General features: G+C 70.2%; 30 protein-coding genes and 1 pseudogene. 13 read left to right on the plus strand and 18 right to left on the minus strand.

Annotated features, from left to right (window positions below; genetic code table 11):
* Window positions 1-28: 28 nt before the first annotated feature.
* A pseudogene (locus ACGFWI_RS16675) lies at window positions 29-397 on the minus strand (GNAT family N-acetyltransferase); the annotation flags it as partial.
* Window positions 398-505: 108 nt separating this feature from the next.
* Between ACGFWI_RS16675 and cutA the strand changes: the two are divergent.
* Complete coding sequence (gene cutA, locus ACGFWI_RS16680; protein WP_393906672.1) at window positions 506-829, plus strand: divalent-cation tolerance protein CutA; 324 nt, start codon at window positions 506-508, stop codon at window positions 827-829.
* 118 nt (window positions 830-947) lie between these two features.
* Here the strand turns inward: cutA and ACGFWI_RS16685 are convergent, their stop codons facing one another.
* On the minus strand, window positions 948-1502 hold the full coding sequence (locus ACGFWI_RS16685) for a GNAT family N-acetyltransferase (RefSeq protein WP_393906673.1): 555 nt from the start codon (window positions 1500-1502) through the stop codon (window positions 948-950).
* Window positions 1499-2761 (minus strand): hypothetical protein, encoded by a 1263-nt coding sequence (locus tag ACGFWI_RS16690; protein ID WP_393906674.1) that lies wholly within the window; start codon window positions 2759-2761, stop codon window positions 1499-1501. The genes ACGFWI_RS16685 and ACGFWI_RS16690 overlap by 4 nt, the downstream gene beginning before the upstream one ends.
* A 282-nt stretch (window positions 2762-3043) precedes the next feature.
* On the opposite strand from ACGFWI_RS16690, the gene ACGFWI_RS16695 reads away from it, so the two are divergent.
* From ACGFWI_RS16695 to ACGFWI_RS16720, 6 genes are all read left to right on the plus strand, one after another.
* Window positions 3044-3358, plus strand: a complete 315-nt coding sequence (locus tag ACGFWI_RS16695; protein WP_393906675.1) for a hypothetical protein — start codon at window positions 3044-3046, stop codon at window positions 3356-3358.
* Window positions 3358-3735 (plus strand): hypothetical protein, encoded by a 378-nt coding sequence (locus ACGFWI_RS16700; RefSeq protein ID WP_393906676.1) that lies wholly within the window; start codon window positions 3358-3360, stop codon window positions 3733-3735. Before ACGFWI_RS16695 ends, ACGFWI_RS16700 begins: the two co-directional genes overlap by 1 nt.
* A gap of 197 nt (window positions 3736-3932) precedes the next feature.
* Window positions 3933-4268 carry a hypothetical protein gene (locus ACGFWI_RS16705; protein ID WP_393906677.1) on the plus strand — a complete coding sequence of 112 codons (336 nt, stop codon included), beginning with the start codon at window positions 3933-3935 and terminating at the stop codon, window positions 4266-4268.
* Window positions 4268-5239, plus strand: coding sequence for an ATP-grasp ribosomal peptide maturase (gene tgmB, locus ACGFWI_RS16710; protein ID WP_393906678.1), 972 nt, complete (start codon window positions 4268-4270; stop codon window positions 5237-5239). The genes ACGFWI_RS16705 and tgmB overlap by 1 nt, the downstream gene beginning before the upstream one ends.
* Window positions 5236-6411: a protein-L-isoaspartate(D-aspartate) O-methyltransferase gene (locus ACGFWI_RS16715; RefSeq protein ID WP_393906679.1), complete on the plus strand. Its 1176-nt coding sequence runs from the start codon at window positions 5236-5238 to the stop codon at window positions 6409-6411. The genes tgmB and ACGFWI_RS16715 overlap by 4 nt, the downstream gene beginning before the upstream one ends.
* A gap of 128 nt (window positions 6412-6539) precedes the next feature.
* Window positions 6540-7817 carry a thymidine phosphorylase gene (locus ACGFWI_RS16720; RefSeq protein ID WP_393906680.1) on the plus strand — a complete coding sequence of 426 codons (1278 nt, stop codon included), beginning with the start codon at window positions 6540-6542 and terminating at the stop codon, window positions 7815-7817.
* Between the two features lie 82 nt (window positions 7818-7899).
* Here ACGFWI_RS16720 and ACGFWI_RS16725 read toward each other — a convergent pair whose 3' ends face one another.
* Window positions 7900-9216 carry an MFS transporter gene (locus ACGFWI_RS16725; protein WP_393906681.1) on the minus strand — a complete coding sequence of 439 codons (1317 nt, stop codon included), beginning with the start codon at window positions 9214-9216 and terminating at the stop codon, window positions 7900-7902.
* A 95-nt stretch (window positions 9217-9311) separates the two neighbouring features.
* On the opposite strand from ACGFWI_RS16725, the gene ACGFWI_RS16730 reads away from it, so the two are divergent.
* On the plus strand, window positions 9312-10307 hold the full coding sequence (locus ACGFWI_RS16730) for a LysR substrate-binding domain-containing protein (RefSeq protein WP_393906682.1): 996 nt from the start codon (window positions 9312-9314) through the stop codon (window positions 10305-10307).
* A 70-nt stretch (window positions 10308-10377) separates the two neighbouring features.
* Here the strand turns inward: ACGFWI_RS16730 and ACGFWI_RS16735 are convergent, their stop codons facing one another.
* Window positions 10378-11196: an alpha/beta hydrolase gene (locus tag ACGFWI_RS16735; protein WP_393906683.1), complete on the minus strand. Its 819-nt coding sequence runs from the start codon at window positions 11194-11196 to the stop codon at window positions 10378-10380.
* Window positions 11197-11299: 103 nt separating this feature from the next.
* Between ACGFWI_RS16735 and ACGFWI_RS16740 the strand changes: the two genes are divergently transcribed.
* Both ACGFWI_RS16740 and ACGFWI_RS16745 read left to right on the plus strand, forming a co-directional pair.
* A complete protein-coding gene (locus ACGFWI_RS16740) occupies window positions 11300-12460 on the plus strand; it encodes an adenosine deaminase (RefSeq protein ID WP_393906684.1) in 1161 nt (386 codons plus the stop codon).
* Between the two features lie 142 nt (window positions 12461-12602).
* Window positions 12603-12872 (plus strand): hypothetical protein, encoded by a 270-nt coding sequence (locus ACGFWI_RS16745; RefSeq protein WP_393906685.1) that lies wholly within the window; start codon window positions 12603-12605, stop codon window positions 12870-12872.
* A gap of 170 nt (window positions 12873-13042) precedes the next feature.
* Here ACGFWI_RS16745 and ACGFWI_RS16750 read toward each other — a convergent pair whose 3' ends face one another.
* The 5 genes from ACGFWI_RS16750 to afsQ1 form a co-directional block, all read right to left on the minus strand.
* Window positions 13043-13252: a PspC domain-containing protein gene (locus ACGFWI_RS16750; RefSeq protein WP_393906686.1), complete on the minus strand. Its 210-nt coding sequence runs from the start codon at window positions 13250-13252 to the stop codon at window positions 13043-13045.
* Window positions 13253-13297: 45 nt separating this feature from the next.
* Complete coding sequence (locus ACGFWI_RS16755) at window positions 13298-13813, minus strand: VanZ family protein (protein WP_393906720.1); 516 nt, start codon at window positions 13811-13813, stop codon at window positions 13298-13300.
* Window positions 13814-13943: 130 nt separating this feature from the next.
* Window positions 13944-14564: a hypothetical protein gene (locus ACGFWI_RS16760; protein ID WP_393906687.1), complete on the minus strand. Its 621-nt coding sequence runs from the start codon at window positions 14562-14564 to the stop codon at window positions 13944-13946.
* The gene (locus ACGFWI_RS16765) at window positions 14561-16339 is read right to left on the minus strand and encodes an ATP-binding protein (RefSeq protein ID WP_393906688.1); all 1779 of its coding nucleotides are present in this window, start codon (window positions 16337-16339) and stop codon (window positions 14561-14563) included. Before ACGFWI_RS16765 ends, ACGFWI_RS16760 begins: the two co-directional genes overlap by 4 nt.
* The gene (gene afsQ1, locus ACGFWI_RS16770; protein ID WP_026169550.1) at window positions 16336-17013 is read right to left on the minus strand and encodes a two-component system response regulator AfsQ1; all 678 of its coding nucleotides are present in this window, start codon (window positions 17011-17013) and stop codon (window positions 16336-16338) included. The genes ACGFWI_RS16765 and afsQ1 overlap by 4 nt, the downstream gene beginning before the upstream one ends.
* Before the next feature lie 225 nt (window positions 17014-17238).
* On the opposite strand from afsQ1, the gene ACGFWI_RS16775 reads away from it, so the two are divergent.
* Complete coding sequence (locus ACGFWI_RS16775) at window positions 17239-18027, plus strand: SigE family RNA polymerase sigma factor (RefSeq protein WP_393906689.1); 789 nt, start codon at window positions 17239-17241, stop codon at window positions 18025-18027.
* 208 nt (window positions 18028-18235) lie between these two features.
* On the opposite strand, the gene ACGFWI_RS16780 is transcribed toward ACGFWI_RS16775, so the two are convergent.
* Window positions 18236-18922, minus strand: coding sequence for an ATP-binding protein (locus tag ACGFWI_RS16780; protein WP_393906690.1), 687 nt, complete (start codon window positions 18920-18922; stop codon window positions 18236-18238).
* 156 nt (window positions 18923-19078) lie between these two features.
* On the opposite strand from ACGFWI_RS16780, the gene ACGFWI_RS16785 reads away from it, so the two are divergent.
* Window positions 19079-19480 (plus strand): hypothetical protein, encoded by a 402-nt coding sequence (locus tag ACGFWI_RS16785; RefSeq protein WP_393906691.1) that lies wholly within the window; start codon window positions 19079-19081, stop codon window positions 19478-19480.
* A gap of 75 nt (window positions 19481-19555) precedes the next feature.
* Here ACGFWI_RS16785 and ACGFWI_RS16790 read toward each other — a convergent pair whose 3' ends face one another.
* From ACGFWI_RS16790 to deoC, 7 genes are all read right to left on the minus strand, one after another.
* Window positions 19556-20251, minus strand: a complete 696-nt coding sequence (locus ACGFWI_RS16790; protein WP_393906692.1) for a hypothetical protein — start codon at window positions 20249-20251, stop codon at window positions 19556-19558.
* A gap of 4 nt (window positions 20252-20255) precedes the next feature.
* Window positions 20256-20927 carry a hypothetical protein gene (locus ACGFWI_RS16795; RefSeq protein ID WP_393906693.1) on the minus strand — a complete coding sequence of 224 codons (672 nt, stop codon included), beginning with the start codon at window positions 20925-20927 and terminating at the stop codon, window positions 20256-20258.
* A gap of 32 nt (window positions 20928-20959) precedes the next feature.
* A complete protein-coding gene (locus ACGFWI_RS16800) occupies window positions 20960-21655 on the minus strand; it encodes a WXG100 family type VII secretion target (RefSeq protein ID WP_393906694.1) in 696 nt (231 codons plus the stop codon).
* A gap of 104 nt (window positions 21656-21759) precedes the next feature.
* On the minus strand, window positions 21760-21981 hold the full coding sequence (locus tag ACGFWI_RS16805) for a hypothetical protein (RefSeq protein WP_393906695.1): 222 nt from the start codon (window positions 21979-21981) through the stop codon (window positions 21760-21762).
* 143 nt (window positions 21982-22124) lie between these two features.
* On the minus strand, window positions 22125-22991 hold the full coding sequence (locus ACGFWI_RS16810) for an aldehyde dehydrogenase family protein (RefSeq protein ID WP_393906696.1): 867 nt from the start codon (window positions 22989-22991) through the stop codon (window positions 22125-22127).
* On the minus strand, window positions 22991-24442 hold the full coding sequence (locus ACGFWI_RS16815; protein ID WP_393906697.1) for an aldehyde dehydrogenase family protein: 1452 nt from the start codon (window positions 24440-24442) through the stop codon (window positions 22991-22993). Before ACGFWI_RS16815 ends, ACGFWI_RS16810 begins: the two co-directional genes overlap by 1 nt.
* A 7-nt stretch (window positions 24443-24449) precedes the next feature.
* Window positions 24450-25445 (minus strand): deoxyribose-phosphate aldolase, encoded by a 996-nt coding sequence (deoC, locus tag ACGFWI_RS16820; RefSeq protein ID WP_393906721.1) that lies wholly within the window; start codon window positions 25443-25445, stop codon window positions 24450-24452.
* Window positions 25446-25669: 224 nt separating this feature from the next.
* Between deoC and ACGFWI_RS16825 the strand changes: the two genes are divergently transcribed.
* A complete protein-coding gene (locus ACGFWI_RS16825) occupies window positions 25670-26293 on the plus strand; it encodes a PH domain-containing protein (protein WP_393906698.1) in 624 nt (207 codons plus the stop codon).
* Window positions 26294-26398: the final 105 nt, after the last annotated feature.

A 26398-nucleotide genomic window follows, 5' to 3' on the forward strand; every position in this document is an offset into this window, starting at 1 on the left:
AGGGTGGCCGGATCCCGTCCGATCCGGCCCCGTGCTTCTGCGCGAACCACAGCCCGTCCTCGTTGGAGGACAGGACGACGGTCTCGATCACTTCGGCACCGAGCTCCCGCGCCCGGCTGAGCCCGCGCGCATAGAGTTCCTCCCCGAACCCCTGACCACGATGAGCTTCGAGCACTCGGGCGATCACCGTGACCGTCAGCGTGTCATCGGCAGGCGGGCGCACCGTGCTGCATCCGACGAGTTCGTCACCGGCATACGCGACCTCCAAGTGGTGGCGCTGTGCCCGTCCCCGTACCTCCTCCAGCGAAAGGAGGTGGGTAGGAATGATCACGTTGTGGACGTGCTGCCAGTCCTTGAGGGGGGCGTCGCCGTCCGGCTGAAAGCGAAGGTCAGACATCGCAGCAGAAGACCCGAGTCTTTTCCGCACGTCAACTCCGTTTTCCCGCCACCGACAGCGCCGCGCAGCGGTCACGCCGGTTTGCCCGTTCGCCGCTACAGTCGCCGCATGACTGACTTTCTTCAGGTGTCCACGGCAACGGAGACACGCGAAGCGGCTGTGAAGCTGGCACAGTCGGTCGTCTCTGCACGGCTCGCAGCCGGGGCGCAGATCGTCGGCCCCGTCGGGTCGGTGTTCTGGCACCAGGGCGAGTTCGGCTCAGGCGAGGAATGGCAGCTCGTCCTCAAAATCCGCGCCGACCGCTACGACGAGGTAGAGGCGCATCTGCTCCAGCACCACCCCTGGCAGAACCCGGAAGTTGCCGCAGTTCCGATCGTTGCCGGGGCGAATGCGTATCTGCGCTGGCTGGAGACGACCAAGGCATCGGACTGATCTCAGGCCCGGGCCAGTTCCAGTACCTTGGCCACTGCGGGCAGTTCGCGGTGTGAGCTGAGCGGGGGCAGGGGCGGGCTTCGGTGGTGGCTCCTCATATACAGCAGCGCGCGCACGCCTAACGGAGCTGGCGGACCAACACGTCATGGAGAGGCGCGCCCTCCCAGGGGTGAGCCTCACCCACCTTGCGGTATCCCCAGGATCGATAGGCCGCTTGAGCTGCCTCGGCTTCCGGTAGCGCATTGAGCAGCACGCGCTCTTCGTTGCCTTCCGCGAGTAGCGTCTCGTGCAGCCGTCTGCCAACCCCGAGCCGACGCCAGGGCGCCCGCACTGCGAACTCCATGAGACCGAAGGTGCGTTGGCCGTCTTCTCGTTTGAGATCGTCCAAGACGGGAGTGATCAGCTGGTCCCACCAACCGGTCTTGGAACTGAGCGGATAGCCGTACGCGATGCCCACTGGATCACCGTCGGCGGTGCGGGCGATGGCGGCGCGGAAAGTGGACTTGCGGACTTGGGAGCGAAATCGGCGAAAGGTCGCCTCCACCGATTCCGGACTTTCCTCGTACGGTTCCTCAGTGAAGACCTCGGCGTAGACGAGCCTGAATGCGGGCTCGGACCGCGCGGCGGCGGGGCCGTCCAACAGCTCAATGGTGATCGTTCCTGACATGGTCAAGTGAGGCCTCCTCGTAGGGCTTCTCGGATTTGTTCCGAGGCATCGCGGGCTGCGATGGTGTCGATACCATCAACGGTCTTCTGAAACTCCTGGATGCGACGGGTGAGGCGAGTGGAAGCGATCTCTCCACACGATTCGACAACGCCCGCCATCTCGGCACACCCTTCCTCTACCTCTCCCGCGTTGAGGAGGGTGGTGGCCAGCTTGGATCTGTACCACGCCGTATTGCGGGCATATCCGCCTCCGAGACCGGCCACAGCAGCGCGCAAAAATGGCACTGCCCGCTGGGGCATCCCAGCCCTCGCGTACATATCCGCCGTGGCGTAGTCGATTTCCATGGATCCAGCGAAGCGCGCCCAATGGGGAACTTCGGTGCTCGCTTCGTTGCGACTTTGGTAAGAGAGCGCACGGCTGAGCGCACGGCGGGCGGCGACCGTATCCCCGACATGCGTGCTGACGTTCACTTCGCGAAGCGCAATCACGAGATGAACGGCAGGCCCCGCCCCGGCCCTGCGGGCCAGGCCATAAGCGGTCTCGACTGCCGATGCGGCTTCCCAGCTCCGGTCTGCCTTGACGTCGATCAGTACGAGCGTCTCCAGCGCCGAGATTTGCAAGAGCTTGTCGCCGATGAGCTGGGCAGCCGTCAGGGCTTCCAGGGAAGCTGCGCGTGCCTGACTGACCGGGCCACCGTCGTAGCCGTACCAAGCTTGGTTGCTGTGTAACTCAGACAGCATCGCCTGAAGATCACGGCCGATCTTGGCTGTATACACAGAGCCTTTCAGTGTCTGTGTGAGGTGCCCTTCGAGTTGCTTCGCGCGAGCCTTGGCAGGGACCCCGCCGGAGCAGTGATCGACTGCATACAGCTCGGCCAGGCGGCCGCGGAGCACCGCTACGTCACTTGTACCGATACGCGGGCCGTGCTGGTCAGGGAGAATGGCTGCTGCCGCGACCGCACCTGTACCCGCGACGAATGCTCGGCGTTTCACGTCGCCATCGTCACCGATCCGCTGCACAGTTGCTCGTCTGTGTGCGGGTACATCGAACCCCATATCGGCGAGTGGAAGACCGAACATTGCTTCCAGCACAGCCTGTTGGCCCGGATGTGGTAACGGTGGTGGTGACTCCCCTTCCCAGCGCCGAAGCTGGCGGACACTCACCGATGCGCTGATCCCTAGACGGGCAGCCTCGCGGGCGAACGCGGTGGCGAAGGTCTCTTGTGTGTACCCGGTTTCCTTGCGCAGTCGACCAAGCCGGCTCACGCCTCTACCGCCATGCATGTCCCCTTGTGTGCCCGAAATCTCTTCTCACCGTAGCGACTTGACCCATACCTCGAGGCGAAAGCGTTCGACTGAACGCGAAAGCGTCCGCCTAAACGTCCGGTCGCCGGGCACCCACATTTGTTCCGGAGGCGGTGCACTGGTGGGGCACCACGCCATTACGGCAAATGATCAAAAGACCAATACGCCAACGCGTGCAAAGGACCCCCGCGACCGCGCGAACGGCCCGGGGGCGTGGCCATCAACCCCTGGGAGGTTGACGACATGGCGAAGACTATCGCCAAGATCTTCGAATCGCTGCTGCGGCTATTACTGCCCGCACGAGGGCGTCATCGGTCCTTCGGCTGTCTGCCCACCGTGAGGCGTGAGGACGTGCCGACGCTCGTGCTTGCCCGTGTGTCCGGCGGAAGGGAGGGGCTGTTGCGGGGTGAGGACGCGGCCCTGATCCGGCCGTACGCCCTCACGCCGGAGGAGCGGCAGAAACGGCGGTTGGAGTACGGGCGGCGGGTGCCGTTGTTTGCGACGTACGGAGCCGACGCCGGCCCGTGCTGGCTGCACGGCCTGGAGACGGCAGGCTGATGGGGCCAACCGACACCGCGCGCCTCCTGCCCTGGTCGAGCCCCGACGGGAAGCCCTGCTTCCTCGTAGGCAACGGGACTGGCTACGTATCCCGGCTCGCCGACGAGATGGAGGAGGCGCAGCTCGACTCCGCAGCCGAACTCGGGGAGGAGGCGCACCGCATCCTGGCGGGCCGGGCGTGGACACCCGGCGAAATTCACCTGCTTGCCCTGGAATTGGCCACAAGCCTCACCAACGTACGTCGGGTCGCGGAAAGCAGGGGCGCGCGCCTGCCCGTGCCCAACGATGACGGTCCCGAGGCCGATGAAGGCCCAAGTGACCAGGACATCAACGACGAGGGCAGCGTGCCACGGCTTCCGGCGGAGGCGTTTGGATGAGCCGGGCACGGTGTGCGGGCATGCGGTCACGGCTGCGCACTGAGCGGGCGGTACGTGAGTCGGCGGGAGCCGTACCGGCTGCTTGATGTACGCGGACTCCCCATCCACCGAGGTTCATCCACTGCACCGAACCCAACCACTCGACCACCCACCCACCGAAATCCACCCACCCAGAGAAATCGAGAGAAGGGAAAGCAATGCCCACCACAGTTGACGAGCGCCTGCCCACCAGGCCGTTACTCGACGCGCCGGAATTACGGCTCCCGTTGAGCACCGACGGGGCCGCGGTCATGCCGGAGCTGTCGGACCGCGAGGGGCCGGCTCCCTTCGCGTTCCGGTTCCTCACGTCCGGTCCGGCCACAGGCGGCATTCTGCCGAGTGATGTCGAGTACGACGAGGAGTCCCAGACCGGCGTCTACGAGGACCTGCCGCCGGGCGTCTACATGACCAAGAACCCGCCGAAGACCTACGGGCCGACGGCACCCACGGGCCAGATGGACGCGCCCGACGACCCCGGACCGAGCGACGACTGATGACGGGCGCCGGACACGTTCTCATCCTGGCGGGTCGCTTCGACCCGACCTGCGATCTGGTGGTTGAGGAGTTGAACCGGCGCGCCGTGCCTGTCTTCCGGGCAGATATGGCTGAGTTCCCGCTGAGGCTCACGCTTGCCGCGAGCCTCAGCGGGAGCCGCTGGCACGGCACGCTGGCCAACGACCGCCGCACGCTCGACCTCGCCTCGGTACGCTCCGTCTACTACCGTCGCCCGACCCGCCCGAAGTTTCCTGAGCAGATGTCCGCCGAAGCCCGCAAGGTCGCTGAGACGGAAGCCCGGTGGGGCTTCGGAGGACTGCTGACGGCGTTGCCGGGCCGGTGGCTTTCCCCGCCAGGCAGGGCGGCGGATGCCGAGTACAAGCCGCGGCAACTGCGCGTCGCGGCCGAGGTGGGACTGAGCGTTCCCCGCACCCTGATCACCAATGACCCGCACGCGGCAAAGGACTTCGCTGATTCTCTCGGCGGCGGCCCCGTTATCTACAAGCCGTTCTTCCCCGTGCGTGGCACCGTGCACGGGCAAACTGCTGCCGTGTACGCGAGCATCGTCGACCCTGACGACCTGCCGCACGCGGACATCGCCAGCACCGCCCATATGTTCCAGGAGTGGGTCCCCAAGGCGTACGAGGTGCGGCTGACTGCCTTGGACGGTCAGATCTTCGCGGCCGAGATCTACGCCGACTCGGACGCCGGCCACGTCGACTGGCGCAGCGACTACGACAGCCATACCTACCGGGTCTGCGACCCGTCGTCGGAGGTGGCCACTGGGGTTCTGCGGATGTTGGACCGGCTCGGCCTGCCGTACGGCGCGTTCGACTTCGTGGTGACGCCGGACGGGCGATGGCGCTTTCTGGAAGTCAACCCGAGCGGACAGTACGGATTCATCGAGCAGGCGACCGGACTGCCGATCACGTCCGCGATCTGTGACTACCTTGAAGGGACCGGCCAGTGACGAACATCCTCGACGACGAGCAGCACCTGATCCGGGCACGCGTCTCGCTCACCCAGCAGATCGACCGTGGAAGCGTGGTGCTGGCGTCACTGCTGGCGGGAGCGTTTCTCAACGTCCCCCGGCATCCGTTCGTCCCCGTCTTCTACCGGCGCGAGGGCGAACGGTTCATTCCCTGGCGGGGCACCGACGGCGACGCGGAGGCATGGCTCGACGCCGTGTACACGGACGACTCCCTCATCACCGAAGTGGACGGCGTACACGCTGAGCAAGCCGACTCCGGCGGGGTGACCGGTGTGCCCACGTCCTCTTCGACCGCGCCGAGCCTCATGGCGGACATGCTCGATGCCCTCGACGTGAACGATGGAGACGAGGTGTACGAGGCGGGCGCCGGCAGCGGTTACAACGCCGCGATGCTCTGCCACCTCGCCGGTCACAAGCACGTCACCACCGTGGAACGCTCCGACACCCTCACGGCCCTGGCCCGCGAACGGCTCAACGGAATCGGCTTCGACCCGCTCGTGATCCACGGAGATGGTGCCCGGGGTGTACCGCCCGACGCGATCTACGATCGCATCATCGCCACGGCCTCGGTGCGGCGGGTCCCGCCACTGTGGCTGGAGCGATGCCGTATCGGCGGCATCATGGTCGTCCCCCTCAAGGGCACGCTCGCCGGCGGAATGATCGCCCGGCTCACGAAGCTGCCGGACGGGACGGCGGTTGGCCGGATTCTGCATACACCCGCCGCCTTCATGCCGCTCAAGACCGGCCCCGAAGTGGAGGCGCCGGTACCCGGGGTCCCCGACAGCCCAACTCGTCAAGCCGCGCTCTCCGGGCGGGTGCTGGATGACTGGACGTTCTCGTTCTTCGCCCAGCTGCATCTGCCGCGCGGTCTCGTCCGTACCTACGGCTTGAGCGACATCGGCCTGCACGTCACGACGCTGTACGACCCGGCGGACGGCTCGGCCACGCGCATCGAGGACATGCCCGAGGCGACGCCGCTGGTGACCTCCACCGGACCGCGCGACCTGTGGGCACCGATGGAAGAAGCCCACCGGCTGTGGCGGCGACTCAACCGGCCACGACGCGAATGGTTCAGCATCGAGGCCACCCCAGCCGAGCAGACCGTGACCTACACGGCACCGGACGGCCAGCTCCACCGCTGGACGCTGTAGCCGACACCGGCGACCGGAGGCGGCACGCCGCCCCTGGGGCCGCCCCCCAGGCGCGGCCCCCCGCCGCCCCTGGTCACCCCAGCGTCTATGCGTGTAGAACGGACCTACCCGTTCGAAAGGAACCCTCCATGGACGTCATCTCCGTCATCCGCGCCAAGCGCGACCGCGGTGAGCTGACCCCCGATCAGATCGACTGGGTCATCGACGCCTACACCCGCGGCGAGGTCGCTCACGAGCAGATGTCGTCCCTCGCGATGGCCATCTTCCTCAACGGCATGAACCGCACGGAGATCGCCCGCTGGACCGCGGCGATGATCGCCTCCGGCGAGCGCATGGACTTCTCGTCGCTGCCCCGCCCCACCGCCGACAAGCACTCCACCGGCGGCGTCGGCGACAAGATCACCCTCCCGCTCGCCCCGCTCGTCGCCGCCTGCGGCGCGGCAGTCCCGCAGCTCTCCGGCCGCGGCCTCGGCCACACCGGCGGCACCCTCGACAAGCTCGAAGCGATCCCCGGCTGGCGCGCGACGCTCTCCAACGCCGAGATGCTCGACGTCCTGCGCGACGTCGGCTCCGTGATCTGTGCCGCCGGCGACGGCCTGGCCCCGGCCGACAAGAAGCTCTATGCGCTCCGCGATGTCACCGGCACCGTCGAGTCCATCCCGCTGATCGCCTCCTCCATCATGTCCAAGAAGATCGCCGAGGGCACCGGCTCCCTCGTCCTGGACGTCAAGGTCGGCTCCGGCGCCTTCATGAAGGACCTCGACAACGCCCGCGAACTGGCCGCCACGATGGTCGAGTTGGGCACCGACCACGGCGTGCGGACGGTCGCCCTGCTCACCGGCATGGCCACCCCGCTGGGCCTGACCGCCGGCAACGCCCTCGAAGTCCGCGAATCCGTCGAGGTACTGGCCGGCGGCGGCCCGCAGGACGTCGTCGAGCTGACCCTCGCCCTCGCCCGCGAAATGCTCGACGCGGCCGGCCTCAAGGACGCCGACCCGGCCAAGGCGCTCGCCGACGGCTCCGCCATGGACCACTGGCGCCGCATGGTCGCCGCCCAGGGCGGCGACCCCGACGCCGCCCTCCCGGTGGCCCGCGAACAGCATGTCGTCACCGCCTCCTCCTCCGGCACCCTCACCACCCTCGACGCCTACGCCGTCGGCCTCGCCGCCTGGCGCCTGGGCGCCGGCCGCGCCCGCAGGGAGGACCCGGTCCAGGCGGGCGCCGGCGTCGAACTGCACGCCAAGCCGGGCGACACGGTCACCGCCGGCCAGCCCCTGCTGACCCTGCACACCGACACCCCGGAAAAGTTCGCCTGCGCCCTGGAGGCCCTCGACGGCGGCGTCCTCGTCGGCCCCGAGGACACGGCCTTCGCCGCCACGCCTGTGGTGCTGGAACGTATTGCCTGACCTGCTACGTCTTCCGGTCGGCCGGCCGACCGGCCGACCGGCCGACGGGGCGACGTACGAGGGCCCTTCGGGCTGAGGGGTGTTACGCGGCCTTCTCCAGGTGGAGGAGGCGGCGTTCGGCCACGGCCTTGCGGGTGGCGTAGAGGGTGACCGAGGCGGCGCCGACCATCGCGGCGAGGCCCAGGAGGACGGTGCCCTCCCAGCCGACGGCGTGGAAGGCGGCGGCGCCGAGTGCACCGCCCAGGCTGCTGCCGACGTAGTACGCGCACTGGTACAGCGCCGATGCCTGGGCGCGCGCCGTCTTGGCGGTGCGGCTGACCGAGGACGAGGCGACCGCATGGCCCGCGAAGAAGCCGGCGGTGATCAGGATGAGGCCCGCCAGCACCGCGGCGACGGAGTCGGCGAGGGAGAGCAGCAGACCCGTGGAGGTGGTTCCGACGGCCAGGTAGAGGGCGCCGCGGCGGCCCGTCCGGGCGACCAGCTTGCCGGCCGCGGCCGAGGAGACCGTACCGACCAGGTAGACCACGAAGATCGAACCGACGATGCCCTGCGGGAGGTTGAACGGCTCGGACACCAGGCGGTAGCCGATGACCGTGTAGACCGCGCCGAAGACCGTCATGAACAGCCCGCCGATGGCGTAGAGACGACGCAGCAGCGGGTCGGCGAGGTGGCCGCCGAGCGTACGGGCCAGCGCCCGCGGGCCCACCGAACGGGGAGCGAAATGCCGGGCCTTGGGGACCAGCAGCCGGAACGTCACCGCACACACCACAGCCAGCACACCCACCGCGGCCAGCGCGGCCCGCCAGCCCCACGCCTGGGCGACCCAGCCGGTCACGATCCGGCCGGACATCCCGCCGATGCTGTTGCCCGCCACGAACAGTCCGATGGCCGCCACCAGCGCCTTGGCGCGTACCTCCTCGGCCAGGAAGGCCATCGCCGACGCCGGCAGTCCGGCCAGCGCGACACCCTGGATCCCGCGCAGCGCGATCAGCACCCCGAGCGACGGGGCGAACGGCACCAGCATCGCGATCAGCGCGGCCACCGAGAGGGACACCGTCATCAGCGTGCGCCGCCCGAAGCGCTCGGACACCGCGCTCAGCGGGATCACCCCGAGCGCCAGGCCGAAGGTGGCCGCGGACACGGTCCAGCTCGCCTGGTCCGGGCTGACCCCGAGGTCGGTGGAGATCGCGGGCAGCAGCGCCTGCGTGGAGTAGAGGAGGGCGAAGGTCGCCACTCCGGCGGCGAAGAGGGCAAAGCTCATCCGGCGGTAGCCGGGGCCGCCCGGCCGCAGCTTGCCCGACTCGGGGTCGAGAGCGGCGGAGGAAGAAGAGTCAGTGGACGACTGGGGAGAGGCGGCCGCACGGTCGGTGACGGACGCCCCGGTATCAGCGGGAGGCATGCTTCGAAGGTAGGCCGCCAGGTTTCATGCGTCCAATGCATAGAAACGGCATAATCGATGCTGTGACACATGATCCCAGGTCGCAAGGGCCGCTGTTGCAAGGTCGCAACAGAAAAGAAGGTGCCGGGGCGAGGCCGCGGGCCGGCGCGGAGGCGGGGGAGGCGGGGGAGGCGGCCGAGCTCGGCGTCGACTCGTGGGCGGTGACCCTCGCTCCGCGGCTCGCCCAGTTCACCGCCGTCGCCCGGCACGAACACGTCACCCGCGCCGCGCTGGAGCTCGGCATGCCGCAGCCGACGCTCAGCCGTGCCCTCGTCCGCCTGGAGGACGACCTCGGCGTCGCCCTCTTCGCCCGGCACGGCCGTACCCTCTCCCTCACCCCGGCCGGCCGCGCCTTTCTCGCCGCCACCGAGCGGGCGTTGACGGACCTGGAGCGGGCCACGGAGTCCGTACGGGCCGATGTCGACCCGGCCGCCGGGAAGGTGGCGTTCGGCTTTCTGCACACCCTCGGCTCGGAGACCGTGCCCGGCCTGATCCGCAGCTTCCGTGCCGACCACCCGCGCGTCCGCTTCCAGCTCGTCCAGAACTACGGCGAGGCCATGATCGAGCGGCTGCGCGCCGGTGACCTCGATCTGTGCCTGACCTCGCCGGTCCCGGACTACCCGGACCTGGTCGCCCGCCGGCTCGACGAGCAGAAGCTGCGCCTGGTCGTCCCGGACGATCATCCGCTGGCCGGCCGTAAGCGGGTCCGGCTCGCGGAGGCCGCCGGCGAGCTGTTCGTCACCCTCGAACCCGGCTACGGGCTGCGCCGGATCACCGACGCACTGTGCGCCGAGGCGGGCTTCACCCCGCGGATCGCCTTCGAGGGCGAGGAGGCCGAGACACTGCGCGGCCTGGTCGCGGCCGGCCTGGGCGTGGCACTCCTCCCGCCACCCGCCGTGCCACGCCCCGGAGTCGCCGAACTGACGGTGACGGCCCCCCGCGCGGTCCGCGAGATCGGCGTCGCCTGGCTCGACGGCCATCCGGACACCCCACCGGTCGCCGAATTCAAGAAGTTCCTGCTGAGCCGGCGGGGGCGGTTGCTGCCCCGGTGACGGGTGGGGCTGCGGGAGTGTCACGGCGGTCAGTGCCGCACTGCGCTCAGTACCTCAGTACCTCAGTACCTCAGTGCCGCAGCGACGCCCCGAACCCCGCGGCCAGTGGCATGCGCAGGCCCAGTGGTGGTGGTGCGGCCAGGGCGTCCTTCACGGGTCTGGCGTAGTCCCGGGCGAACAGGGAGCCGAGCATGAAGTCGGCGGCGAGGGCGAGGACTTCGGCGCGGTGCTGGTGCAGTGAGTGGCCGTCGGAGTGCACCTCGAAGCGGCAGGTGTCGCGGTTGACCTTCTTGGCGCGTTCGGCGTAGCGGTAGGACAGATCGGGGTCGGTGCGTTCGTCGTTGGTGCCGTGGACCAGCAGGACCTGCCGGCCGATGAGCTGTTTCACCGGGTCGGGCCGCTCGCTGTCCTGGCCGGGGCCCGGCAGCCAAGGGGCCAGCGCCATGACGGAGTTGACGGCGGGGTGGCCCGCGGCGTGCAGGGCGGCGCGGGCGCCCATGCCCGTGCCGACGAGGCAGACCGGGACATCGCCGTAGCGGCGGACCACCTCGTCCAGGGCCCAGGCCGCATCCCGTGCCGGATGGGCGTCGGGCCCGTTCCAGCCGCTGCAGCGGTAGCGCACGACATGGGCCGTCAGGCCCTCAGGGCGTCCCGCCTTCGCCAGCCGGACCGCCAGCGGACGCACCGCCAGTGCCGCCACCGGCGACGGCCGCCGTACCCCGGTCGGCCCGCCCCCGGGCAGTAAAAGGGCGACCCCGCTCACCTCCCGGCCGGTGCTTCGACCGCCGCCACCCCGCCACCGGAGCGCTTCGCGCGCCCCTTCCTTGCCGGCCGTTCCCAGCGGTTTTCCCAGCCGGGCCTCGCGCACCGGCAGTGCTTGCTGAGCCATGACCAGAACGATGGCAGAAGGTGGGGTGCCCGCCACCCCGTGGACGGGTCACTGTTACGTATCGTTCGATGAGATCTACGCGCGTAGGGGCTAGAGTGCCGAGATGACGAGCGAGACCACCACACTCCCGACCAGTGAACAGATCCGCCGTGCCCCCAAGGTGCTGCTCCACGACCACCTCGACGGCGGCCTGCGCCCCGCCACCGTCGTCGAGCTGGCCCGCGAGAACGGCTACGAGGGACTGCCCGAAACCGACCCGGAAAAGCTCGGGATCTGGTTCCGTGAGGCCGCTGACTCCGGCTCGCTCGAGCGCTATCTGGAGACCTTCGCGCACACCTGCGCCGTCATGCAGACCCGCGACGCACTGGCCCGGGTGGCCGCCGAGTGCGCCGAGGACCTGGCCGCGGACGGTGTGGTCTATGCCGAGGTCCGGTACGCGCCCGAGCAGCACCTCGAACAGGGTCTGACCCTCGAAGAGGTCGTCGAGGCGGTCAACGAGGGGTTCCGCGAGGGCGAGCGGCGGGCCCGGGAGAACGGCCGGCGTATCCGCGTCGGCGCCCTGCTGACCGCGATGCGGCACGCCGCCCGCGCCCTGGAGATCGCCGAACTCGCCAACCGCTACCGGGACACCGGCGTCGTCGGCTTCGACATCGCGGGCGCGGAGGCCGGTTACCCGCCCACCCGCCACCTCGACGCGTTCGAGTACCTCAAGCGGGAGAACAACCACTTCACCATCCACGCCGGTGAGGCCTTCGGGTTGCCGTCCATCTGGCAGGCCCTGCAGTGGTGCGGCGCCGACCGTCTCGGCCACGGTGTCCGGATCATCGACGACATCGAGGTCGCCGACGACGGCTCGGTCAAGCTCGGCCGGCTCGCCTCGTACGTACGGGACAAGCGCATCCCGCTGGAGATGTGCCCGACCTCCAACCTCCAGACCGGCGCTGCCCCCTCCTACGCCGAGCACCCCATCGGCCTGCTGCGCCGACTGCAGTTCCGGCTCACGGTCAACACCGACAACCGGCTGATGAGTGGCACGAACATGTCCCGGGAATTCGAGCACCTGGTCAAGACATTCCGATACACGCTCGATGACATGCAGTGGTTTACAGTCAATGCGATGAAATCAGCGTTCATTCCTTTCGATGAACGTCTGGCCATGATCAATGACGTCATCAAGCCCGGTTTCGCGGAACTGCGGGCCGAATGGCTGTTCCGTCCGCAGAGCGCAACTGCCCCTGTGAACAGCGCTTCTGACCCCGCGTGAGCACATAACGCGAGCCTATAGCGCAACGGCCGGTGGAATGTCCACCGGCCGTTTTTTCCTTCGTCGTGGCTGTTTGCGGCGCCGGTTGCCGCATCACTAGGTTGATTGGCCGGTCAAGCCCCCATCACGAGGACGTAATTCGATGAAGCAGGGAACCATCAAGACTCTCGGTACCGTCGCGCTCGGTGCCGCTTTCGCCGTCACCGCCGCCGGCGTCGCCAGCGCGGCACCGGCGGTCGGCGCCTCCGACACCACCGGGGTGCTGAAGAGCCTGCCGGTGAAGGATGCCGCCAAGACCGTCTCCGGGCTCACCAAGTCGAAGTCGGCCGGCAACAAGGTCAAGACCAAGCTCAACTCCCAGGGCAACAAGCTGCTGGGCGGCCTGCAGCCTGGCAGCCTCCTCGGCGGCTGACGCCGGACGCGGCTCGTCCATAGGGGGCGGGCCCTGCGTCACGCCCCGGCCGTACGCCCTTGCGCGTACGGCCGGGGCATCGTCCTGTGCGGCCGGACAGCCGGACAGCCGGGCGGCGGGCGGAGCGTCGGATCAGCGGCGCGCGCCGGGCAGCCGGTCGGCGCTGCGGGTCACCAGGCGGTGGCGCCGGTGGCCTTCCCCTCTGAGGGGAGGAGTATCCACAGCGCCAGATACAGCAGGAACTGCGGGCCGGGGAGCAGACACGACACTACGAAGAGCACGCGCATCGTCGTCGGGGTCGTACCGAAGCGACGGGCCAGGCCCGCGCACACTCCGGCGATCATTCGGTTGTTGCGGGGGCGGACCAGTGCGGCGGCCATGAGGGAGACTCCTTTTCGACTCTCTGGGGCGTTTGCCCCGATGTCTCAAAGGTAGGTCCGGCTGCCGGAGAGAGCATCAGCCTGTGGGGCCAGTTCGACCCTGGGGATTGTCGGGGTCGCGTCCCCGAGATGCCCGTACCGGCGACGCAGCCGGCAGCGCGCCCCGGGGACGACCGCCAGATGCACCACGGCCACCCCGAGGGTGCCGAGCAGCACCGAGTCGATGTCCGGGACACGGCCCGGTACCCCTGACTGCAACAGCTCGATGGCCAGCGCGATCATCGCTCCGGCGAAGACGGTACGGGTCAGGGACACCAGAGGCGAAACGTTCAGTCGGCCCGCCGAGAGGGGCAGCAGCACCCCCAGAGGCGCCAGCAGCAGCACCGAGCCGCCCAGGTGCTGTACGACCTCCCACGACGGGCCGTGGGCCAGCTCGGCCCGGATCGTCGCCAGCGGTTCGAGGTTCGCGGCGGGCACCCACGGCACCGTACGGGGACGCAGCGTCAGCCAGCCGACGGTCAGCAGATGCGCCACGAGGAGGAGAAGTCCGGTGACGCGCATACGGGGGGCGGCGGTGGTGCCGGGGCCATGAGGCTGCACACAGGCCAGGACGCCGGGAGCGGCGGCTGCGGTTCCGCCCAATTGCGCCCGTCTTGGTCCGCCCCGTACGCCCCCGTCGTGGCGTCCCGTCTCACCCCTCTTCCGACAACGGGTCACCCCACCCGGCGTTCTCCGCGATGTCCGGATTGGCCAGCACATCCGCCGAACAGTCGTAACGGTGCGCCGTATCGTCGCCCGGTCCGCCCAGCACCGCCGCATGCGTACGGCCCAGCGCCGTGCTCGCGCCGTACGTGCAGACCAGCTGCGCCAGCGCGAACGACGGCAGATCGTCCGGCCGGATGCTCAGCCGCAGCGCATCCACGGGGTCGCCCGTGCGGTGCCCCGTGATCTTCAGGTCCTGGGGCACCGCGCTGCTGAAGCCGGCCTTCTCCTCGTCGGCGGAGGGCTTGCGCTGCAGCTCGTGCAGCAGCGCACGGGCGGTCGGCAGCCGAGGGTCGGCGGCCTTGGACGGGGGCACCGTCCGCTCGACCTGTGCCAGCGCCGAGCCGCACACCAGATACACGCTTGCCTGCGGGCCCGCACCGGACGGGCCCGCAGATGACGCGCTCGCCGGGGCCTTGCAGCTCACCCGTGAGGGCGCGCCGCCCGCGTCGACCGGTACGGACGTGCCCCGGATCCCGCAGCCCGCGGCGGCGAGCGCGAGCACCGCCACGGCGGCGGTGCGCCGTCCTGTCCGCCTGCCCGACGTCATCGCCCGCCCTCCGTGCCCTCGTCGCCCGTGTCGCCGTTCCTCCGGTCGTCGTCCGCCAGAGGGGCGGCGTCCATCGGCAGCCACAGGGTGAAGACCGCGCCGCCCTCGGGGAGATTGGCCGCGGTGATCTCCCCGCCGTGGATGTGCGCGTTCTCCAGCGCGATCGACAGGCCCAGACCGCTGCCCTCCGACCGTGGCCGGGAGGCGCTCGCCTTGTAGAAGCGGTCGAAGACGTGCGGGAGGACTTCCTCCGGGATGCCGGGGCCGTGATCCCGTACGCGGATCACCAGCTTCCCGCCCCCGGGCCGCCCCTCGTCCGGCGCCTGCCCGGACCGCTCCGGTCCGCCGTCCCCGGCATCGGCGGCCGCATCGGCCTCGACCGCACCGCCCGTACCGCCACCGGCGGAGAGGGCCGTGCTGCCCGTCCTGCCGCCCTCGCCGTCGCCCGCCATGCCTTCCATGCATACCGAGACCCGTACCGGCGAGCCACCGTGCTTGAGGGCGTTGCCGATCAGATTCGCCAGGATCACATCGAGCCGTCGTGGGTCCAGCCGGGCCACGATGCCGCGGTCCGCGTCCAGCTCGACCGCGTCCAGCCAGGCCCGTGCGTCGATACAGGCGGTCACCTGGTCGGCGACATCGACGTCGTCCAGCACCAGACGGGCCGTGCCCGCGTCGAAGCGGGTGACCTCCATCAGGTTCTCCACGAGGTCGTTCAGCCGCCGGGTCTCGCTGACCACCAGCTGCACGGCCGGCGCGATCATCGGGTCGAGGGAGTCGGCCTCCTCCTCCAGCACCTCCGAGACCGCGGTGATCGCGGTCAGCGGCGTCCGCAGCTCGTGCGACATGTCGGCGACGAACCGCCGGGACGCCGCCTCGCGCCCGCTCAGCTCCTCGACCCGGTGCTCCAGACGCTCCGCCGTACGGTTGAAGGTCCGGGAAAGATCGGCGAGTTCATCCGTGCCGGTCACCCTCAGCCGGGTGTCCAGGCGCCCCTCGCCGAGCTGCCGCGCGGCATGCCCCAGCCGCTGTACGGGCCGCAGCACCGTCGTCGCCGCGGCCTGCGCCAGCAGGGCCGAACCGACCAGGGCGAGCGCCGTCGCGATGCCCAGCGACCAGGCCAGCGAGTTGAGGTCCTGCCGCTCGGTGGCCAGCGACTTCATCATGTAGCCGGTGGGCCCGCCGCCGATCACCTTCGCCCCGGCGACGAGGTAGGGGGTGTCCTCGACCTGCTTGCGCTGCCAGTACAGATGGTGTGAGTAGCGGTTGGACTCGTCGACCGGACGCACCTCGTTGACCGCGGTGCGCAGCGGCACCGGCACGTTCTTGAGCGTCAGCAGGTCCTTGCTCGTGGTGGCCGCGCAGTCCTTGCCCTCGCGGTCCACGCCGATCAGCAGCACCGCGTAGTTCTGCGGCCCGCCCGCCATCTGCCGTGCGGCATCCTGGAGTTCGGCGCACCGCGGATGCAGCGGCAGCGAGCGCGTACTGTCCTCCAGCGACTTACGGAAGTCATTGAGGACGGCGTTTTGCGTGCGGTCCAGAACGGTGTTGCGGTTGAGCCAGTACGCGATGCCCGACGCGGAGACCGCGGCGGTCAGCGCCACCAGCGCAAAGACCACGACCAGCCGCAGCCGCAGACTGGTCCAGCGCAGCAGCCCCGACGGACGGCCCAGTATCCGCAGCATCCCCCGGCCGGCCTCGGGCGCGTTGGCACCCCCGGCCCCGCCGCCCGCACCGTCATCCGTCGCCGTGCCGCTCGTGGAACGCTCCCTCACTGCGGTGAGTCCAGCCGGTAGCCGACGCCACGGACCGTACGGATCAGGGTCGGTGAGGACGGTACGTCCTCCACCTTGGCGCGCAGCCGCTGCACACACGCGTCCACCAGGCGCGAGTCGCCGAGGTAGTCGTGCTCCCACACCAGCCGCAGCAACTGCTGCCGGGACAGCGCCTGGCCGGGCCGGCGGCTCAGCTCCAGCAGCAACCGCAGCTCGGTCGGTGTCAGTTGCAGATCCTCGCCGTTCTTGGTGACGGTCATCGCCGACCGGTCGATCACCAGCGAGCCGAACGTCGCCGAGTCACTGGACTCGCGCTCGCCACGGCGCAGCACGGCCCGGATCCGGGCGTCGAGCACCCGGCCCTGGACCGGTTTGACGACATAGTCGTCGGCGCCGGACTCCAGTCCCACCACGACGTCGATGTCATCGTTGCGCGCGGTGAGCAGGATGATGGGCAACTGGTCCGTACGCCTGATCCGCCGGCACACCTCGAAACCGTCGATGCCCGGCAGCATCACATCCAGCACGATCAGGTCCGGGCGCTGCTCGCGCAGCAGCTTCAGGCCGTCCTCGCCCGTCGCCGCGGTCACCACACGGTGACCCTGGCGGGACAGGGAGAGTTCGAGAGCCGTGCGGATGGCGTCGTCGTCCTCGATCAGCAACAGGAAGGGCACGTCAGCCATTCTGGCCCATGGGACGCCGGGAGATCGACCAGTGGCGCTCTCGTACACAAGGCCCGCACGCGCGCGGCCCCCGCGACGCGCCGTACCTGCCCCTGTGACAGGCCTGTGACAGTCGGCGGACAACGCGATGAAACTGGCTTGGCAGTCTTTGGGGCATCGGGAGAGATCAACACCCGGACACACCGAACGAGCTGGCTCTACGACGGGGGGCGCGAGATGAACACACTGCACGGCACCACTAACAGCGCAGTTATCACGCGGCTCCACGACGTCAGGACCAATGAGAAGTCCGGTTCCGGAGGGGGCACCTCCCACGGGGGAGGCCGGGGGTGCGCTCGCGGCATCGGGCGTCAGCGGCCGCCGTACATGGTGGCCATCGACGCCACGACGGTCACGGTCAACGGGGCCGACGGGGGAAACAACGGGGGAGCGCAGTACGGGGAGGGCACGGGGGAACGGCGTTCCGCGTCGGAGGCGTCCGAGGCCGAAGCGGCCTTCACCGCCTACGTCCAGGAGCGCCGCGCCTCCCTGTACGCCACCGCCTACCACCTGACCGGTGACCGCTTCGAGGCCGAGGACCTGCTGCAGAGCGCGCTGTTCTCGACCTTCCGGGCGTGGGACCGGATCAGTGACAAGGCGGCGCTCGGCGGCTATCTGCGCCGCACCATGACCAATCTGCACATCAGCGCCTGGCGCCGGCGCAAGCTCAACGAGTACCCGACCGAGGAGCTGCCGGAGACGGCGGGCGACGTGGACGCGATGCGCGGCACCGAGCTGCGCGCCGTGCTGTGGCAGGCGCTGGTCCGGCTGCCCGAGACGCAGCGCACGATGCTGGTGCTGCGCTACTACGAGGGCCGTACGGACCCGGAGATCGCGGACATTCTCAACATCAGTGTCGGCACGGTGAAGTCGAGCATCTGGCGCGCCCTGCGCCGGCTGCGCGAGGACGAGGTCCTCAGCTTCGGCCGTGACGAGGAAGAGTCCTTCGGCGAGCTGGTGGCCTGAGGATCGGGGGAGCCCGAGGGGGAACCGGGGGGAACGCCCGAGGGGTGAAGGGGATACGGGGGAACCGGCGGAAACGGAGAAGTCCGCGCAAGCCGGACGTATCGGGGGATACGGGGGAAGAGGAAGCGGGTTCGGGCGGCCGGGGGGTCTGTCCGAGCCCGCTTCTTCGTGTGCGCCGGAAACGGGGGGCGGTGCGGGAGCCGGCCCGTCAGGAACGTACGGCCGCGCCGGCCACATCCGCCGCCCGCGCCGCCGCTATCCGGGCCAGCGCCTCAGGCTTGGCGCAGGGGTGCGCGCCCAGCGCGGTGTGCCGGGCGACGATGGACCGCTCGTTGCGCAGCAGGCGCAGTCCCCGGCGGACGAGATACGGGGCCGATTTGCGGCCCTCGCGCAGATCCCGCGCCAGCCGGCGGCGGAAGGTGGTGGTGGGGCGGCCGCGCAGGCACAGCGCGTCGGCCAGCAGCCCCGCCGCACGGCAGTCCGCGATGACATCGGCGGCGAAGACGCCCTCCGCGATGAACAGCGGGGCGCCGCCGAGGTCGAGCCCCGACGCCCCGACCCGGGCGCTGGACGCGATGTCATAGACCGGAACATCCGTGCGCCCCGTACGGCACAGCGCCTCAATGGCCGCGACCGCGGCGGAGGCATCCCAGGACAGCGGTGCGTCCCAGTCGGTGCCGCCGCCGTCGGGCAGTTGCGGCAGCGTCGGGTCCGTCCCCTCCTTGTAGAAGTCGTCGAGACGGAGGATGGGCAGTCCGCTGCGCGCGGCCAGGGAGGTCTTGCCGGAGCCCGAGGGGCCGGTCAGCAGAATGACCCGGGTGGGGGCACCTCGCTGCTCTCGAAGCGGAGTCGAGAGCGTGGGGGAGGGCGGCTGGGTGCGGGAGTGGGAGCTCACGGGCACCCATTGTCGCGTATAGGGCCGTGTGGGGTACCCCTGGCGCGCGAGGTGGATCGGCCCTCCCGCCCTCAACTACGCTACGCAGTCAATCGATTACCCGACTGCTCCCGCTCGCACAGCGCTTCGACCCCTTCGATCCCCAGGCAGGTGCCCATGCCCTCCCATGCACGTCCCAAGCCCAGCCGCGTTCCGCGCACTTTGCTGCGGGCGGGGCTGGTGATCTCCGCGGCCGGTGCCGCGATCGCGGCGGGCGGTGCGGCAACGGCGTCCGCCGCCCCCGCGTCCGCGGAACGCAGCACCGACACCGGCGCCACGGCCTCGGCGCTGACCGGCGCAGTGCTGAACTCCGCGGCCGGCGGCCTCGGCCCGGTCAAGAACCTCCAGGTGGACCCGCTGGCCAACACGCCAGTCGACCCGCTGGCCAACGCGGTCAGCACCCAGATCGCCGACTTCAAGCCGGTGGGCACGACGCTGCTGACCGGCGCCCTCTCGAACGGCGGCGCGCTCCAGGACCTGCCGCTGGTGGGGACGGTGACGAGGGTGCTGCCGGGGTGAGGCCGGCGCGGCGGGCGCTGCCCCGGCGGCCCTCGGCCGCCGGGACCGGTCGCGCCCGCCGCCATGCCGTCCGGGTCAGCGCCCCTGGAAGGCCGTGACCATCGCCTGCATGTCCTCCTGGAACGAACAACACAGCGCCAGCCACGAGCCGTCGACGAAGACCAGGTCGAAGCGGCCGCGGGGGAACGTCATGCGCGGCCTGGGCCGCAGCTCCGCGATGTTCGAGAGCTGTATCTGCACGGCGACCTCCAGCTCGGGCTCGCGCTCCCGCCACCCCGTGGCCTGGTCGGTCAGCACGAACAGCCGGCGGTCGGTGATCGCTTGGTGCCGGGGCGAGCCGCCCGCGTTGGTGACCTGGACGAGGAACCGGCCGGCCATGCTGGTCCAGCTGCCCTCCATGGTCGTGCCGAACAGCGCGCGGTTCGCGGCGTCGTCAACGGCGTCCTCGATGTTCTCCGGGGCCTCGTTCAGGGTTTCCGCGACGTTTCCGGCCACGCGCGTCAGCCGGTTGTCGACCAGCCCGTTGTCGAGCAGCCGGCCACCGGACGGCCGACTCTCGGCCCTCCCGACCGACGGCTGCGACGCCTTGTCCAGGACATCGCTCAGCTTCCCCAAGAGACCCTTCGCGCGCGGCGACCGCTTCCGTGGCGCCCTGAGGTGGGCGGGCACGAGCGGGAGGTCGGGGTACTCGGAGTAGTCCCGGGCCTCCCACAGCTCCTCGCCGGGTTGGAGGAACCGGCGGCAGGGCGCGACATGGTCGGTCTTCGGCATATGGTCATTCTCCTCGGTTCCAGGCGGCGACGAACCCCTCCATGCGCTCGCGCGACAGGCTGCCCAGGGCGATCCACGAGCCGTCGACGAAGGCGACATCGAACCGCCCCCGGCTGATGACCTTCGGATGTGCCGCGACCCGGGCGATGTTCGTACGGGGCACCGCCACACCGAAATCCCACTGCGGGGCGGGGTTCCGCCAGCTCGTGTTGCGGTTCACGAGCAGGATCAGCCGGCGGTCGGTCAGCGCCTGACGCTCGGGCTCGCCGCCCGCGTTGGTCAGATCGGCCAGGAAGCGCCCGGCCATGCTGTGCCAGCCGCCGTCCATGACGGTGCCCCAGATCGCCCGCTCGGTCGCCCGGTCGGCGACGTGCTCCAGGTCGATCGCGGCATTCTCGACCCGGTCGCTGACGCGGTCGGCGGCCCGGGTCAACGGGTTGTTGGTCAGCCGGCTGTTGCCCAGGGCCTCAAGCGGACGGCCCACCTTGCCCAGAACGCTCCCCAGCGCGCCCCGTACCCGCCGTTCGAGCGCTGACGGTGGGGGCGGGGTACGAGGGGTGCGCAGTGGGGCGGGGACGGAGGGCAGCGCCGTGTTTTCGCAGTAGTCCGAGGCGACGATCAGCCTTTCCCCTGGCTGGAGAAAGGGCTGGAAACAGTCGCGATAGTCCGGCCTCATCCGGCACCGCCCCCTTCGTCGTACATCCGCCCTCAGTCGAACGGATTGTCGGGATCGCGCGGCTGCTGGGCGGCGGCCGGGCGGGTGACCAGACGGGGATCCTGCTCGACCGCGGGTTCGCGGTAGCGGCTGAGCGGGTCCTGGGCCACCGGCGTCGGGTTGGTGGGGAACCCGGTCACCGGCGGATCGTGCGCGGTGGGCGGCCCGGCGAAGTCCGACGCGGGCGGCAGGTGGGCATCGCCGTGCCCGGAAGAGGACGGACCACCGCCGTCGGACGAGGACTTGTCGCCGGTCAGCACCTCGTCGATCTTCTCGGCCGCGGCGTCGACGTCGTCGCCGATGGCGACCCCCGCCGCGGCGCCCACCGGATTGCCGGTGAAGCGGACCCTGGCCGTCTCGTCCATGTCATGGGCTTCCGCCTCCATGGCGGTTTCCAGCTCGGCGAGATTGTGCTGGAAGGCCTCGGCGGACTCGCCGGTCCACTCGTGCGCAAGATCCGCCCGGTCGCGCCGCTGATCGGCCACGACGTCCCGGAGCTCGTCCGCCTTGTCACGCCACAGCTTGACCGCTGCCTTGAGCGTCTCGGGGTCCCCGGTCACGAACTCCAGCTGGTCTGCGAGCGGTTCGACGAGCGGACGCATGATCTCGTCCACGAGACCGCTCATCCCGCTCATCCAGTCGTTGACCTTGTTGTAGGCGCCGACTGCTGTCGATGCGGGCCCGCTCATCGGCCGCCACCCCCGTGGTGCACGCTGTTCAATGCCTGGACGGTCTCGTCATCGCTGTCCTGGTAGGACTGCGCGGTAGTCGTGACGCCCTCGCTGATCTTCTCCTACAAGGTGGCGATGTCCTCGAGGGTTTCCAGGGTGTCCTCTTGGCGTTCCTCGTAGTCCTTGCTGATCTCCTCCGATTCCGGAAGCTTGCCGAAGGCTTCGCGGTGCACGGAGTGCGAGGCGAGACTGCTGCGGATCGCCCGCACCTTCTCGGCCCGCTGGTCGGCACTCCTGGCGAATGCGTGCAAGGCTTCCTGAGCAGCGCTGAATTGCTCCGGCACAGATCTCCCCCGAAATGTTGTCGTGATGCCGTTGAAGATCAATCGTAGTTAAAGGTTCGGACAACTGTGTGGGGCCCCGCCTTGTCAGGCGGGGCCCCACACGGGCATGGGTGACGGCGCATCATCAGACCGTCAGGGCAGTCCTAAACGCCCGTCGGATGCCACACCGTCTTCGTCTCCAGGAAGCTCAGCAGACGGCCGGTGCCGGGGTCGGCGGTCCAGTTCGCCGCCGCCGGGCGGAGCACCCGCTTGAGGTTGTCGGCCGCGGCCGTCTCCAGCTCCTTCGCCAACCCCTCGTCGGCGCCCGCGAGATCGAGGGCGTTGACGTCCTGGTGGGCGGCGAGCGGAGCGCCCAGCTCCGCGGTACGGCCCGAGAGGATGTTGACCACACCGCCCGGCAGGTCGGACGTGGCGAGCACCTCGGCCAGGGACAGGGCGGGCAGCGGGGCCCCCTCGGCGGCCACCACGACCACCGTGTTGCCGGTGACGATCGCGGGGGCGATCACCGAGACCAGACCGAGGAACGACGACTCCTGCGGGGCCAGCACCGCGGCCACACCGGTCGGCTCGGGGGAGGAGAGGTTGAAGTACGGCCCGGCCACCGGGTTGGCGCCGCCGGCGATCTGGGCGACCTTGTCGGACCAGCCCGCGTACCAGACCCAGCGGTCGATCGCCGCGTCCACCTGGGCCGCGGCCTTCGCCTTCGACAGGCCCTCGGCGGCGGCGACCTCGGCGGTGAACTGGTCCCGACGGCCCTCCAGCATCTCGGCGACGCGGTAGAGGATCTGCCCGCGGTTGTAGGCCGTGGCGCCCGACCAGCCGCCGAACGCCTTACGGGCGGCGACCACCGCGTCCCGGGCGTCCTTACGGGAGGCCAGCGGCGCGTTGGCGAGCCATGTGCCCTTGGAGTCGGTCACCTCGTACACCCGCCCGCTCTCGGACCGGGGGAACTTTCCCCCGACGTACAGCTTGTAGGTCTTGAGCACACTCAAGCGGTCAACAGTGTTCATCAGCGCTCGCCCTTCGGGCTCGACGGGGCGAGGTACGCCTCCAGACCGTGCCGGCCGCCCTCGCGGCCGTAGCCCGACTCCTTGTAGCCGCCGAAGGGCGAGGCCGGGTCGAACTTGTTGAACGTGTTGGACCAGATGACGCCCGCGCGCAGCTTGTTCGCCATCCACAGCATCCGCGAGCCCTTCTCCGTCCAGATGCCGGCGGAGAGCCCGTACGGGGTGTTGTTGGCCTTCTCCACGGCCTCCGCGGGGGTGCGGAAGGTCAGCACGGACAGCACCGGGCCGAAGATCTCCTCGCGGGCGATGCGGTGCGCCTGGGTGACGCCGGTGAACAGCGTCGGGGCGAACCAGTAGCCGGAGGCGGGCAGTTCGCAGGACGGCGACCAGCGCTCGGCGCCCTCGGCCTCGCCCGCGTCGGCCAGCGCGGTGATCCGGGCCAGCTGTTCGGCGGAGTTGATGGCGCCGATGTCGGTGTTCTTGTCGAGCGGGTCGCCCACGCGCAGGGTCTGCATCCGGCGCTTGAGCGCGTCCAGCAGCTCGTCCTGGACCGACTCCTGGACCAGGAGGCGCGAGCCCGCGCAGCAGACGTGCCCCTGGTTGAAGAAGATCCCGTTGACGATGCCCTCGACGGCCTGGTCGAGCGGCGCGTCGTCGAAGACGATGTTCGCCGCCTTGCCGCCCAGTTCGAGGGTGACCTTCTTGTCCGTGCCGGCGACCGTACGGGCGATGGCCTTGCCGACCTCGGTGGAGCCGGTGAAGGCCACCTTGTTGATGTCGGGGTGCGCGACCAGCGCGGACCCCGGGGAGCCGTCGCCGGTGAGGATGTTGACGACGCCCTTCGGCAGGCCCGCCTGACGGCAGATGTCCGCGAAGAACAGGGCGGACAGCGGGGTCGTCTCGGCGGGCTTGAGGACCACCGTGTTGCCGGTCGCCAGCGCCGGGGCGATCTTCCACGCGAGCATCAGCAGCGGGAAGTTCCAGGGGATGATCTGGCCGGCGACGCCCAGCGGGCGGGGGTCGGCGCCGTAGCCCGCGTGGTCGAGCTTGTCGGCCCAGCCCGCGTAGTAGAAGAAGTGCGCGGCGACCAGCGGCAGGTCGGCGTCCCGGGACTCACGGATCGGCTTGCCGTTGTCGAGCGACTCCAGCACGGCCAGTTCGCGCGAGCGCTCCTGGATGATCCGGGCGATCCGGAAGAGGTACTTGGCGCGCTCGGCGCCGGGCAGCGCGGACCACTTCTCGAAGGCCTTACGGGCGGCCTTCACGGCGCGGTCGACGTCCTCGGCGCTCGCCTGGGCGACCTCGGAGAGGACCTCCTCGGTCGACGGGGAGACGGTCTTGAAGACCTTGCCGTCGGAGGCCGGGGCGAACTCGCCGTCGATGAACAGGCCGTAGGACGGCGCGATGTCGACGACCGCGCGGGACTCGGGTGCGGGTGCGTAATCGAAGGTCATGGGAGCCTCAGTCCACCGTGACGTAGTCGGGGCCGGAGTAGCGGCCGGTGCTGAGCTTCTGGCGCTGCATCAGCAGGTCGTTCAGGAGGCTGGAGGCGCCGAAGCGGAACCAGTCGGCGGTCAGCCAGGGCTCGCCGAGCGTCTCGTTGACCATGACCAGGTACTTGACCGCGTCCTTGGTCGTACGGATACCGCCGGCCGGCTTCACCCCGACCTGGACGCCGGTCGTGGCGTGGAAGTCACGGACCGCCTCCAGCATGAGGAGGGTGACCGGCGGGGTGGCGTTGACGGCGACCTTGCCGGTCGAGGTCTTGATGAAGTCGGCGCCCGCGAGCATCGCGAGCCAGGAGACCCGGCGGACGTTGTCGTACGTCTGGAGCTCGCCGGTCTCGAAGATGACCTTGAGGTGGGCGGCCGTTCCGTCGGGGCGGGCGCACGCCTCCTTGACGGCCTTGATCTCCTCGAAGACGGCCATGTAGCGGCCGGAGAGGAAGGCGCCCCGGTCGATCACCATGTCGATCTCGTCGGCACCGGCCGCGACCGCGTCACGGGTGTCGGCGAGCTTGACCGGCAGCGCGACCCGGCCCGCGGGGAACGCGGTGGCGACGGACGCGACATGAATACCGGAGTCGCCGAGCGCCGCCTTGGCCGTGGCGACCATGTCCGGGTAGACGCAGATCGCCGCGACCTTGGGCGCGGTGCGGTCCGTGGGATCCGGGTGGACGCCCTTGGCGCACAGCGCCCGGACCTTGCCCGGGGTGTCCGCGCCTTCGAGGGTCGTCAGGTCGATCATCGAGATGGCGAGATCGATGGCGTACGCCTTCGCCGTCGTCTTGATCGAGCGGGTGCCGAGGGTGGCGGCGCGGGCCTCGAGGCCGACCGCGTCGACGCCGGGGAGGCCGTGGAGGAAGCGGCGCAGCGCACCGTCGTCGGCGGTCACGTCCGCCATTGACGCCAGACGCCCCGCGGCTTCCTTGCCGTATGCGGGAACAGTGATGGGCATGGTCACGAGGGGAGCATATCTACGCGCGTAGCGCCATGTCATCCCCTCCGGCGGTCCGAATCCGGCTGAGCGGGGCCGGGTGAGAGGGGGGCCGACGGGCCAATACGGCCGGTACAAGGCGCCGGACGCGACCGTACCCGGGTCCGGAGGTGCTCCGCTCCGCGCGCCCGAATGATGCCGTAACGCAATGTCCGGCATCCGGACGGTCAGGCAGAATCGGCGGCATGACGAGCCAGGACCGGTCCACCCCGCCCCAGCAGCAGTACGCGGAGCGCAGCTACCGCTCGCCCGCGGCCCTCGCGGGCGGCGTACTCCTCCTCCTGCTCGGAGGCTGGCTCGGCGGCGACGCGCTGCTGCGGGGCGCCTCGCACACCAAGCTCATGGCTGTCTTCGCGCTGCTCCTCGGTGTGCCGCTGGTGGTCGCCTACACCCTGCGGCCGCTGGTCAGGGCGGGCGAGGACCGGCTGACGGTGCGCAATCCGTTCCGTACGGTCACGCTGCCGTGGGGTGCGGTGGAGACGCTGCGGGCGGCGTTCTCCACCGAGGTGGTCACCAGCGCCGGCACGTACCAGCTGTGGGCCATCCCGGTCTCGCTGCGGCAGCGCAAGAAGGCCGGTCGGCAGGCGGGGCGCGGCGCCACGTCCGCGGCCCGCTTCGGACCGCACGCGGACGCCGGCCCGGTGCCGCGCGCCGTGGCCGACCAGACCCTCGAAGAACTCCGCGAGCTCAAGGAGCGCGCCGCGGCCCGCGAAAGTGCCCAGGGCGAGCCGGTGGTGCGCTGGGCGTACGCGATCATCGCGCCGGCCTTGGTGGGTGCGGTCGGGCTGGCCGTGACGGTGGCGCTCTAGGCGCTCGTGGCCGTGGGAACCCGGTGGGGCGGGGCAGGGGCACGGCCCGGGGCGCGCGGTGCGCCCCAGCCGGCCCGTGCCGAGCGGCCCGTCGGCTGAAGCGCC

The sequence above is a fragment of the Streptomyces sp. NPDC048434 genome, from assembly GCF_043200375.1.
GTDB lineage: Bacteria > Actinomycetota > Actinomycetes > Streptomycetales > Streptomycetaceae > Streptomyces.